The sequence below is a fragment of the Bordetella genomosp. 13 genome (genome assembly GCF_007679965.1).
Classification (GTDB): domain Bacteria; phylum Pseudomonadota; class Gammaproteobacteria; order Burkholderiales; family Burkholderiaceae_B; genus Bordetella.
Genome location: NZ_VEHL01000009.1, coordinates 314,711 through 326,279 on the forward strand (window position 1 = coordinate 314,711; position 11,569 = coordinate 326,279).

At 67.8% G+C, this 11,569-nt stretch carries 7 protein-coding genes; 4 read left to right on the forward strand and 3 right to left on the reverse strand.

Features of this window, described 5'->3' with window-relative positions; translation table 11 throughout:
• Positions 1-3 precede the first annotated feature (3 nt).
• Together FS845_RS21515 and FS845_RS21520 are read left to right on the forward strand one after the other, a co-directional pair.
• Positions 4-900: an EamA family transporter gene (locus FS845_RS21515; protein ID WP_144639148.1), complete on the forward strand. Its 897-nt coding sequence runs from the start codon at positions 4-6 to the stop codon at positions 898-900.
• 167 nt (positions 901-1,067) lie between these two features.
• On the forward strand, positions 1,068-2,717 hold the full coding sequence (locus tag FS845_RS21520; protein ID WP_186332367.1) for an EAL domain-containing protein: 1,650 nt from the start codon (positions 1,068-1,070) through the stop codon (positions 2,715-2,717).
• Between the two features lie 9 nt (positions 2,718-2,726).
• Here the strand turns inward: FS845_RS21520 and FS845_RS21525 are convergent, their stop codons facing one another.
• Together FS845_RS21525 and FS845_RS21530 are read right to left on the reverse strand one after the other, a co-directional pair.
• Positions 2,727-5,213 (reverse strand): DUF3772 domain-containing protein, encoded by a 2,487-nt coding sequence (locus FS845_RS21525; RefSeq protein ID WP_260986387.1) that lies wholly within the window; start codon positions 5,211-5,213, stop codon positions 2,727-2,729.
• 533 nt (positions 5,214-5,746) lie between these two features.
• The gene (locus FS845_RS21530) at positions 5,747-7,810 is read right to left on the reverse strand and encodes an alkaline phosphatase D family protein (RefSeq protein WP_144639154.1); all 2,064 of its coding nucleotides are present in this window, start codon (positions 7,808-7,810) and stop codon (positions 5,747-5,749) included.
• A gap of 363 nt (positions 7,811-8,173) precedes the next feature.
• Between FS845_RS21530 and FS845_RS21535 the strand changes: the two genes are divergently transcribed.
• A complete protein-coding gene (locus FS845_RS21535; protein ID WP_144639156.1) occupies positions 8,174-9,280 on the forward strand; it encodes an HPP family protein in 1,107 nt (368 codons plus the stop codon).
• 365 nt (positions 9,281-9,645) lie between these two features.
• On the opposite strand, the gene FS845_RS21545 is transcribed toward FS845_RS21535, so the two are convergent.
• Positions 9,646-10,578, reverse strand: a complete 933-nt coding sequence (locus FS845_RS21545; protein WP_144639201.1) for a LysR substrate-binding domain-containing protein — start codon at positions 10,576-10,578, stop codon at positions 9,646-9,648.
• Positions 10,579-10,662: 84 nt separating this feature from the next.
• Between FS845_RS21545 and FS845_RS21550 the strand changes: the two genes are divergently transcribed.
• Positions 10,663-10,929, forward strand: a complete 267-nt coding sequence (locus FS845_RS21550; protein ID WP_144639159.1) for a hypothetical protein — start codon at positions 10,663-10,665, stop codon at positions 10,927-10,929.
• The last annotated feature ends 640 nt before the right edge of the window (positions 10,930-11,569 follow it).

The window sequence follows — 11,569 nt, forward strand, 5'->3', positions numbered from 1 at the left end:
TCCATGCCATTCTCCCACCTGCTGCTGGCGCTGTCCGTCGTCTTCGTCTGGGGTACGAATTTCGTCGTCATCAAGTGGGGGCTGGACGAATTCCCGTCGTTCCTCTTCTCGGCCCTGAGGTTCCTGTTCTCGGCGCTGCCCTGGGTGTTCCTCATGGCGCGGCCCGCCGTGCCATGGACGCGCATGGCCGCCATCGGCACCCTGCTGAGCGTCGGGCAGTTCGGGCTGCTGTACTGGGCGATGCGGCACGACATCTCGCCGGGCCTGGCGTCGCTGGTGGTGCAGGCGCAGGTCTTCTTCACCATCCTGCTGTCCATGCTGATCAGCGGCGAGCGCCTGCGCAGGCTGCAGGTCGTCGCCTTGCTGCTGGCCGTCGCCGGCTTCGCGGTGGTGGGCTGGCACAGCATCATCGATCCGCGCGCGGCCGTCACGCTGGCCGGCCTGGCCATGGTGCTGTGCGCGGCGTTCTGCTGGGCATGCGCCAACACGTTGGTGCGCACGGCGGGCAAGGTCAACATGCTGGCGCTCACCACCTGGAGTTCGCTGTACGGCACGGTGCCGGTGCTGGCGGCCAGCCTGCTGGTCGAGGGGCCCGCCGCCATCGCCCAGGCCATGTCGCAGGCCTCGATCAACGGCTGGCTGTCCGTGCTGTGGCAGGGGCTGGGCAACACCACGTTCGCCTTCGGCGCATGGAACTGGCTGCTGTCCCGCCATCCCGCGTCCACCGTCACGCCCACGGCGCTGCTGGTGCCGGTGGTGGGCATGCTGTCCTCGGCGTGGCTGCTGGCCGAGGCCTTGCCCGGCTGGAAGCTGTATGCCGCGGCACTGGTGCTGGGCGGGCTGGCGCTGAACCTGTACGCAGGCCGCGTCGCGACGCGGCGCGCGGTGCCGCAGGCCTAGGGCAGGCCGGCGGAAAACACTGCGGTGTTGTGGTACTTCGCGGATTTGAGGTTATCCTGCCGACAAAATCAGGCATTCTTGCAACAACGTCTTGGCGCTCGAAGATCGATTCGGTATAGTTTCCGTCGAATCGACAAGTCCGGAGCCGCGCAGTGATGGAGACGTTCGTGGATTACGAGAATCTGTTGTCCCGAGCGGCGTGTGGCCTGTTCGAATGCGAGCCCGACGGCACGCTCTGCTACGCCAACCAGGCCTATGCCGATCTCACCGGCCAGGCCATTCCCGACCTGGTCGGCAAGCGCTCCTTCCTGTCCCTGCTCGATCCCAATTCGCCCGAGACCGGCATGGGCGGACCGCAAAGCTGGCTCAAGGCCCTGGCGGCCGACCGCCATTTCGAGCAGGAATGCGTCTACCAGTGCGGCGACCGCGCGCGCCGTACCGTGCTGCAGGCCATCTCGCCGCTGCGCCAGAACGGCCGGCGGCGATACGTCGGCGTCACCATGGACGTCTCCGGCCGCGCCAATGAAAGCCGCAACGCCTGGTACGCCTCGCACCACGACACCGCCACCCGGCTGCCCAACCTGTTCCTGTTCGAAGAGCGCCTGGCCCTGCTGTTGCGCCGGCGGCCCGTGGCCGTGATGTCGCTGGGCCTGGACGACATCGGGACCCTGCCGCGCGCCAGCGGCCTGCCCGAATGGGAAAGCGCGGTGCTGGCCGTGGCCGATCGGTTGCGTACCTTCAGCGGCTACGACGGCGTGGTGTCCCACCTGGGCGCGGGCGAATTCCTGATGGTGCTGGACAGCGGCGATCCGGCCCTGCCCACGGCCCAGGCCATGCTCAAGCGCGTCAGCGAGCCCCTGCAGGTCAACGGCCGCATGGCCTATCCGCGCGCCAGCGCGGGCCTGTACGAGCACGAGGGCGGCGGCGAAACCGCCTGTGCCCACGACCTCATCCGGCGCGCGCACCTGGCGCTGTCGCATGCGCGGCAGGCCGGCGGCAACAACCTGCGCAGCTTCGAGCCGCGCATGGAAAGCGCGCTCAGCGATCGCTGGGCGCTGGCCAGCGACCTGGCCGCCGCGGTCAATGCGCGCGGCCTGTACCTCGACTACCAGCCGGAATTCGACTTGATGGACGGTCGCATGCGCGTGGCCGAGGCGCTGGTGCGCTGGCGTCATCCGGCGCGTGGCCAGGTCAGTCCGGCCGAATTCATCCCGGTAGCCGAAACCGCGGGCCTGATCGAAGTGCTGGGCTCGTGGGTGCTGGAATCCGCCTGCCGCTTCGGTCGCATGCTGCAGACCCGCTACGAGAACCCGCCGCGCGTGGCGGTCAACGTGTCGCCGGTGCAGTTCCGCCGACCCGACTTCGCCGACGAGGTCGTCGACGTATTGGTGCGCACCGAACTGGCGCCCGAACTGCTCGAACTCGAGATCACGGAAGGCGTGCTGATGGAGGGCGGCAAGGAGATCGAAGCCACCCTGCAGCGCCTGCACGCCATGGGCGTGGGCCTGGTGCTGGACGACTTCGGCACCGGCTTCTCGTCCCTGGGCTATCTGGCGCGATACCCGGTCGATCGCCTGAAGATCGATCGCTCGTTCGTGCGCAACCTGCCCGACGACGCGCGTAGCCTGGCCATCGTCACCGCCGTCATCGGCATGGCCCGCGCCCTGAAGATCGAGGTCACCGCCGAAGGCATCGAGCACGAGGAACAGGCCGAAGTGCTGCGCGGCCTGGGCTGCACGCTGGGGCAGGGCTTCGGCCTGTCGCGCCCCATCGCGGAACGCGCGCTGACCAACATGCTTAAACCGCGCTTCGGCTGAGACCCGGAATTAGGCGGGCTTGGGCGGCGGCGGGCCTTCGGGCATCGGCGCATCCCGCGGCGGGGGCGCCACGGCCGTGCCTTCCGGAGGCGCAACGGGTTCGTGCTGCGCCGCCGCCTCGCGCAGCAGCATCGTGGCCTGGGGCGCCATCTCCAGCTTGGCTTCGGCCAGTCGCCGCAGGATCTCGAACAGCAGCTTGCTGCGCGTCACGTAGGCCGCGCGCGGCGAGCTGACGTAGCCCACCGCGTTGAACATCAGGCGATCGGCCTCGATGCCGTCCAGGTACACGTCCGCCGCCGGCGTCTCCAGGATCTCCTCGCGCTCGGCGAAGGCGGACAGGATCAGCTCGCGCACTTCGGCCGGATGCGTGCCCAGCGGCATCGGCAGGCGGATCTGCACGCGGCCCAGCGGATTCGAGTGCGTGACGTTGCGCACGGTCTTGGTGATGAACTCCGAGTTCGGCACGATCACCGTGGAGCGATCCGCCATCTGGATTTCCGTGGCGCGCACGTTGATGCGCTGGATGTCGCCTTCGATCCCTCCCAGCGACACCCAGTCGCCCACGCGCACGGGGCGCTCGGCCAGCAGGATCAGGCCCGAGACGAAGTTCTGCACCACCGCCTGCAGGCCGAAACCGATGCCCACCGACAGCGCCGACGCGATCCACGCCACGCGCTCCAGGCCCAGGCCCAGCACGGATAGCGACAGCGACACGGCGAACACGATGCCCGCGTAGCCGAACAGCGTGGCCGCCGAGGTCTGCATGCCGGGATCGAAATTCGTGGTGGGCAGGTAGCGGTCGGTCAGCCAGCGCTTGAGCACGCGCACGGCCAGGACGCCCAGCACCAGCGATGCCAGCGCCTGCAGCAGCGAACCCGGTCGCAGCTGGATCTCGCCGATCTGCAGGCCGCGGTGCAAGAGCCCCAGGCGATGCATCAGTTCCGTGGGGCCTTCGCCGAACGGGCTGGCCAGCAGCACCACCGCCACCAGCAGCACCGTGATGCGGCTGGCGCCCGACAGCAGCACGGCGGCCTGCTGGCGCAGCTGCGACTGCGGCGTCTTCTCGTCCACGTGGCGGCCGGCCAGCACCGTGGTGAAGCCGTCCTCCAGCAGGACGGACGCCAGGTACGCCGACGACACCACGATCAGGGCCCACAAGCCCTGGCCGACCATGAACGTGCCGAAGGCGGCGTAGCCGATCAGGATGCTGCCCAGGCTGACGATCAGCGCCAGCCAGACCAGGTTGACGACGATGCCCATCCAGAACGGGCGCGGAGGCGCGGGTTGGCCGGCGTCGGCGCTGGTATCCGCCGAGGCAGTCGCCGCGGCGATGGCGGCTGCGCGCCGCAGCCGTTCGCCGCGCATCAGCGCCGCGGCCAGCACGCCGCCCAGCACCAGGGCGGCCAGGCTGTTCAGCGCGATCGTGGAGGTCAGGCTGATGTTCAGCAAGCCGGGTAGCCGCTGCGACAGCCACATCGCCACCGCCAGGATCGCCAGGCTGCCAGGCAGCCAGCGCAGCCCCTCGGCCACGTTGTCGGGCAGCGGCAGCAGGCGCCACGACGGCCGGCTGGCCGACAGCAGCGCGTAGCCCAGGCCCGCGATGTAGCCCGCCAGGCCCACGATGCCCACCATGTCGCCCAGCAGCGACTGGATGTCGTCATCCAGCGAACCGCTCCAGGTCAGGCCGACGCTGATCAGGCCCGCCACCGCGGCGGGCACGGCGGCCCCCAGCAGCGCCAGCGCCGCCGCCAGGAACGAGCGGCGCAGGCGGCCGGGCGGCACGCGCGTGCTGGTCAGCTTCAGCAGCAGCTCGCGCAGCCAGCGTCGAATGGCCAGCAGCACGGCCAGCAAGGCGGCCAGCGCGACCCAGGCCCAGGCCGGCGTCTGCGCCATGCCGGCCAGCAGGTCGCGCCCGAGGTCGCCCACGCGGCGCAGGTCGCGCGGTGTTTCGTTGCGCAGTTCGCCCCAGAAACGGCCCGACAGGAACGTGCCGCGCCGCTCGCCCAGCCTTTCCTGGAACTGCGTGCGCCGCATGGCCGAGATGCGCTCGCCGGTCTGGCTGGCCTCGACGGACAGCAGCCGCGCCAGCTTCACCTGCGCATCGATGCTGCTGTTGGATTTCTCCAGCTGGCGACGCTGCTCGGCCACGTCGGGCGCTTCCTTCACGTCCTCCGGCACCGGGCCCAGCTGGCTCAGCCGCGCCGTCACGTCGGCCAGCCTGGGGGCCAGCGCATCGGCCAGGGCATCCGCCTGCGATTGCACCTGCTGCACGTCGCCGCGCCACTTGTCCAGGTCGGCGTCGGCCGGCTTGCCATCCAGGCCCTTGCGGATCGCGTCGATCCGTTCGCGCGCCTGGGACAGCTTGGTGTCCGCATCCGCGGCATTGTCGGGCTGTGCCTGGACGGCGCCGCCCGAGACGAGGGCAGCCAGCGCCAGCAGGCAACACAGCATCCAGCCGCGCAGGCGGATAGGGGAAAGTAAATTCTTGGACTTCATGCGCACACGGCCAGGGCATTTTCGACCCGGCAGCATAGCAATTCTGCCCAGGGCGGGTGCGACAAAATCTGTCGCGGGAAAAGGGTGCGGAAGGGCGCTGTTCCGGCGGTTGTTACGTCCCTGTATCCAGGCTCGCGAGCGTCTGCGGTATGCACCATCGGAGTTTCGTCAATTCCTGTAAATCCGGAAGGCAAGGCCGCCGGTCGACGCCGAGCGCGCCAACGGCGGCCCGCCCTGCACTGGGCCGCCGGCTCGGCCCGGGCGACCGTTGCGTCTCCTTCAACGAGCCACCGCCATGTTCCGTAGGAACCTGCCGCCGCGCCTGCGCGCCGTCCCGCCGGTCGGAACCGGACGCGGCGGACAGGAAAAAGCTGCCCGCGACCGGCGCGCGTCCCTGACGCTTCGACGTCTGCAGGTGCCCCGGACGCGTGGATGGAAAAAAGGCCGCCCGCACCCGGCCTGCATCCGTAAAGCGTCAACGTCTTCGGATGCACGCGGACGCGGCCGGCCCCGCGGCCCTTTGCGGGACGCGATCAAACCGGCATGACCACGCGCGGATTGCCCGGCAGCACGCGCAGCACCCGCTCGCTGGCCACGGCGGGCGAGGCCGGCGCCTTGTCCCCGTCCAGCCGTTTCATCGTCTTGAACGTGCACACCAGGCCGTCCTCGCTCAGCGACACCACCGCGTAGCCCTGCGCATCCGTATCGGCCACGTCCATCCAGCTGCCGTTGAACTGGCGCAGCGTGTCGTTGAACGCATTGGTGACCACGCCGCCCGCTTCCGAATAGATCAGCGGCTTTGCCGCGGCGAACACCGGATTGGTGTCGACCACGTTCTTGAAGTAGCTGAAGAACGAATTGCTGGACACCCCGGCGGTCACCAGGTCAACCATGACGCGCCGCGGTGTGGCCGCGTCGTAGTCGTCCATCACAGAGCCCGCGAAGAACGCGTGGATGTCGCCGGTCAGGGCCACGACGTTGTCGATGGCGTTGTCGCGCAGATGCGCCATCATGTCCTTGCGCTCGGCATTGAAGCCGTCCCACTGGTCGGCGTTCAGCAGGTATTCGTCCAGCAGCAGCGAGGGCGGCAATTGCGCGTCCAGCGCGGGCTTGATGCCGGCGGCAAAGGCGGCGGGCGCGATGCCGGCCTGCGCATCGAGCAGCGCGGCCAGGTTGGGATAGGCAGTCACGGGCTGCGCGCCGCTCTTGTCGGCGGCGGCCAGGTCCTGCACCAGCGCCACGATCATCTGCCCGGTCAGCGGCGCCAGGCCGGGCTGCGCGGCGGCCAGGCCCTGGCCCAGCAGCGCGGCCACGGCCTGCGTGCCGTTGAACTGCATGCGCAGCAGGGACACTTCGTTGCCCCAAAGCTTCCACGTCGTGGCGCTGTCGCGCATCTGGCGCTTCCACCAGTCGCGCTGCGTGTCGCCCAGCACGGACACGGGCGTCAGCGCGCCGCCGGCCGCGGCCATCTTGCCCGCTTCCATGGCCGCCAGGCCGGACTTGGGCACGAAATACCGGCTGCCGATCTCGCTGCCGACCATGGCCTCGGGGATGACGTGATCCGCTCGGTATAGACGCTGGTCCGTCATCACCAGCGTGGCCAGCGTGCCGAAGCGGAACGCGCGATAGATCTGGATGTTGTTGAACGACGGATTGCCCAGGTCCAGGCTGACGTCGGCCGGCATGAACTCGAACCATGCCTGGTTGGCGCTGCGGCGGCGCGCGGTGCGCGGCGTGTCGTCGTCGCCCGCGTCGTACGTCTGGTGATCCTGCCAGCAATCGTCCGAGAACTCGTGGTCGTCCCAGATCGCGACCATGGGAAAACGCGCGTGCAGCGCCTGCAGGCGCGGGTCCGAGCGATAGCTGCGATACAGCGTGCGATAGTCGGCCAGCGTGGTGGCGTAGGTCGCGCCGTCCTCGCGCAGCGTGCCGTCCGGCAGCGTCAGCGCGCCGTGGGCGCTTTCCACCACGCCCGTCTGGAAGGCTGCGTCCACGGTCTCGTACACGTAGTCGCCCAGGTGCACGATGAAGTCCAGGTCTTCCTTCGCCAGCTCGTCGAAGGCGGCCCAATGGTTCACGCTCCAGTCCTGACAGGAGATGAACGCAAAGCGCAGTTCGTTCACCGACGCGCCCTCGGCCGGCGCGGTGCGCGTGCGGCCCACGGTGCTGACGGCCTCGCCCGCGGTGAAGCGGTAGTAGTAGGTCGTTCCCGCCTGAAGCCGGGTGACCTTGTGGCGAACGGTGTGGTCCCAGTCCGGCTCGGCGCTGATGGTGGCATCGCTCAGGTTCACCTTCCGAGTGAAGGCCTCGTCGTAGGCCAGTTCCACCCGCACCGGCACGGCGTTGCCGGCATCGCCCTCGACGCGCGTCCACAGAACGATGCTGTCCGGACGCGGATCGCCCGAGGCCACGCCTTGCGGGAAACTGTAGGAAATCGGACCGCCAGTAGGCGGCGGCGTCTGGCCGCCGGTGTCGCCGCCGTCGCTGCCATTGCCGTTGTCGTCGTCGTCATCGCTGCCACCGCAGCCGGCCAGGCCTGTCGTGGCAACGGAAACGGTGAGGAAGCTGCCCCATTTGAGGAATTTTCTGCGGTCCATGGAGATGTCCGGTATGAGGTGGATGCAAGACGCGCGATGCGCGGAGGGCCGCATTGCTGTCTATTCGCTTAAAGGTTGCAAGCGCCGGTATTACCGCATCGACCTATTGCATCGGCGTGACAGTCGCGGTGCCACGCGAAGGCCGAAACGGTACGTGCCACCCCATCTCATCTCATTCGCAATCGAACCACGGCATGTTTTTCGGATGTGTGTTCTGCATTGCCATTGCGAACATCCCGCCGATCTACCGAGCGGCTTTTTCATGCAGTGGGACAGTACGCGCGCAGGCCCATTCGTCGGCATCCGCCCGCCGTTTCCGTTATTTGCATATACCCGTGCGATCAACAATAATCCCGCGGCGTCATGACTCATTCATCCGACTCCTCTTCGGCACGGCCGTCCCGGCTGCGCCTGCTGCGGCCCATGCTTGCCGGCGCCACGTGGCGCGAGCGCTTGGTCTCGTGCTTCGGCGCCCTGGTCGCCATCGGATTGACGGGCCTGCTGTGCGGCCTGATGCTGGGCAACGATCCGCAACTACCGCTGCTAGTGGCGCCCATGGGCGCTTCGGCCGTGCTGCTGTTCGCGGTGCCCGCCAGTCCGCTGGCCCAGCCCTGGTCCATCATCGGCGGCAATACGCTGTCGGCCTTCATCGGCTACGGCATGAGTCACATCATTCCGCACCCCATGCTGGCCGCGGGCGCCGCCGTCGGCTTCGCCATCGCCGCGATGTCCATCGCGCGCTGCCTGCATCCGCCCGGGGGCGCCGCAGCGCTGACCGTCGCGCTGGGCGGCCCAGTCGTGGCTAAGTGGGGCGCGCTGTTTCCGCTGGTCCCGGTCGCGCTGAACTCGTGCATCCTGGTCTGCCTGGGAATCCTGTTCCACAGATTGGCCAAACGTTCCTATCCTCACGCCGCGCCGCCGCCGGCCAACCCGCACGGCACCTCCGATCCGCCGGCCACGCTGCGCGCGGGCCCGCGCCAGGAAGACCTGGACGCCGCGCTGGACAGCCTGGGCGAGACCTTCGACATCGATCCCCAGGACCTGCAGCGCCTGCTGCGCGAGATCGAGCAGCAGGCCTTGCTGCGCACGCACGCCAACCTGCTGTGCGAGGACATCATGTCCCGCGACGTCATCTCGGTGCCGCCCACGGCCACCCCGCGGGAAGCCCAGGCCTTGCTGCTGCGCCACGATGTGCGCACGCTGCCGGTGATGGACGCCGACGGCCATCTGCTGGGCACCGTGGGCCTGCGCGACCTCGTGCATCCGGCCGCCACGGTGGCCGAGGTGCTGGCGCCGGCCCGCACGGCCGAGCCCCGCCAGCCCGCGGCCGCGCTGCTGCCCGCGTTGGCGGACGGCCGCACCCACGCCGTCATGATCGTCGATGCCGAGGGCCGGGTGACGGGCGTGGTCTCGCAAACCGACCTGCTGGGATCACTGGGCAAGGTCCACCTGGCTGCGCAGCCCGCGTGAGCCATCCGACGTCGTCGTGGCTCGATTGACGTGCGATCGACGGGGCATCCGAGTCAGCTGAATCAGCGAGGCAATGAATCGCCACAAATTGACGCGTCGGCGAATCGACCAGCTAGCGGATCAGCGAGTTGGCGAATCGGCTAGTCAATGGAGCAGTGGGTCAGCGAATCGACGAGTCGGCGAACCAGCCGAAATAAGCTGAATAGCGATCCAGCCGCCTCGATCAAGCCAGCCAATGCAGCCGACATAACCGACACAGCCGACACAGCCGACATAACCGACATAACCGACAAAGCCGATGCAGCCGACACGGCTGACCCAGTCGATGCCGCCGACGCAGTCGATCCCAGCCAAACTCACCGAATCTACGCCGCCGGCTCATCCCGCGTGACGCGGGCCTGCGCGGCCCGCAGCTCGTCCCGCAGCCATGCGCGCAGCGCAAGCAGCGGCGGCCAGTCCCGCAACTCCGGCCGATAGGCCAGGTGATACGTCTGCGTATCTTCGTACGCGATGGACAGCGGCGAGATGCGTTCCAGGCGGCGATCGGCAAGCGCGTCGGCGGCCAACAGTTCGCGGGTCAGCGCCAGTCCGAGCTCCTGTTCAGCGGCCTGCAGCAACAGGCCGGCGTCATTGAACACCGCCACCGGCGTCACGCGCGTATGCACGCCGGCTGTCTGGAACCATGCCTGCCACGCGTCCCGGTCTCCCAGCAGTGGCTCTCGGGTAAGGTCTTGCGGCGAGGCGTTCCGTAACCGTTGCGCGGCGGCGGGCGAGCCCACCACGGCCCATGACAGCGGCGCCTCCAGCAACGGCTCGGATTCCAGTCCGGGCCAGGGCCCGCGGCCATAGCGCAGGGCGGCGTGCAGCCCCGCGCGCGGCAGGTCCACCAGGTTCTGCGAGGCCTCGATCTCCAGCGCCAGGTGAGGATGCCGCGCCCGCCAGCTGCCCATGCGCGGCAGCAGCCAGCGTTGCGCGAAAGAAGGCAGCACCGTCACGCGCAGCCGCTGTTGCTCCCCGTTGGCTGCCGCCGTGGCCGCGTGCATGCCGTCCTCCAGCATGGCCAGCGCTGGGCCCACGCTGCGCAGCAGCGCCTGCCCAGCGGCATTGAGCACCACGCCGCGCCCGAGCCGATCAAACAGTTGAAAGCCCAGTTGAGTCTCCAACGTACGGATCTGCTGGCTGACCGCGCTATGTGTCAGATGCAGTACTGTTGCCGCCGCCCGCAGGTTCTGTAGCTCGGCCACGCAGCGAAACACAGGTAGGGTATTCAGTGGAAGTCGGCTCATATTGGTAAGGATAACCGACCGTTGTGGCCAAAACATATCGATTTTCCAAGAGATTATGGGCGGATATGCTGACCATAAATCGACTCGGAGACCATCATGTCCCCCGACCTCCACACTACAGCGCCGTCCCTCGCTGGCAGCGAGTCTCAGGTTGCACCCGTCCGATCGGGCATGTGGCATCGCCTGGCTGCCTGGCTGCGCGGCACGCAGACAGCCGCCTGGACGGCACAGGCAGAAGGCGAGATCCTCAATATGGACGACAGGATGCTTAAGGACATTGGCGCACCCGACCATCTGCGGGAACAGGCGGCCGGACACCGGGCACGGTGTACGCGCATCGGGCTCGATGCGCATCACTGGTAATCTGCCTCATCCATCGTTGCCAACGTTGCGCCGCGGTCGCCCTGTCCCGCGCCTTGCGCCAACAACAAAGTCTGGCCAATTTGCACACCGTGAAAACCCTGTGCTATAGTTTCTGGCTCGGCGGTTGAAACGTTTTACGCAGTAGCGACAACGCAGCGGCGGCCGGGGTAAAGCAGGGTAGTGAAGAGTAGTCAGGTCAGTGCGTGTCTCGCGGAGGGTTTACGAGGCGGGCGCCGAAGGGGTTCGGAAGCTTGGCGCGATGCGCGGCGCAGGAACCCAGATCGAAGAGCGGGGCGTCGATTGGAATTCGGTGTCGAGCGAGCCGGCTTGACACGCTGTAAAAGCTTCTTCATAATCTCGTCCCTCTGTTGCCCAAGCGGCAGCGAGACGAAGTGAAGAGGGTTGAGTTAAGTCTGTGTTTTTCGTGGGGTTTTACGAAAAACGTGGCTGGCGAAGTGGTTCTGGAGTTTGGCGCGATGCGCGGCTTTGGGGTCTAGGTCGAAGGGTAGTGCGTCGATCGAAAACGGCAGCGAAACAAACTGACTTGACAGCGTAAAAAAACGTCTTCATAATCTCGTTTCTCTGCTGCTGACACAGCGGCAGACGAAAAAGCAAGGCAGCCGCAAGGCTGGCAGTACAG

Excerpts from the sequence above, each read along its gene's own strand:
- FS845_RS21515 (WP_144639148.1), top strand. The coding sequence starts at position 4 with ATGCCATTCTCCCACCTGCTGCTGGCGCTGTCCGTCGTCTTCGTCTGG.
- FS845_RS21525 (WP_260986387.1), bottom strand. The coding sequence starts at position 5,213 with ATGAAGTCCAAGAATTTACTTTCCCCTATCCGCCTGCGCGGCTGGATG.
- FS845_RS21530 (WP_144639154.1), bottom strand. The coding sequence starts at position 7,810 with ATGGACCGCAGAAAATTCCTCAAATGGGGCAGCTTCCTCACCGTTTCC.
- FS845_RS21535 (WP_144639156.1), top strand. The coding sequence starts at position 8,174 with ATGACTCATTCATCCGACTCCTCTTCGGCACGGCCGTCCCGGCTGCGC.
- FS845_RS21550 (WP_144639159.1), top strand. The coding sequence starts at position 10,663 with ATGTCCCCCGACCTCCACACTACAGCGCCGTCCCTCGCTGGCAGCGAG.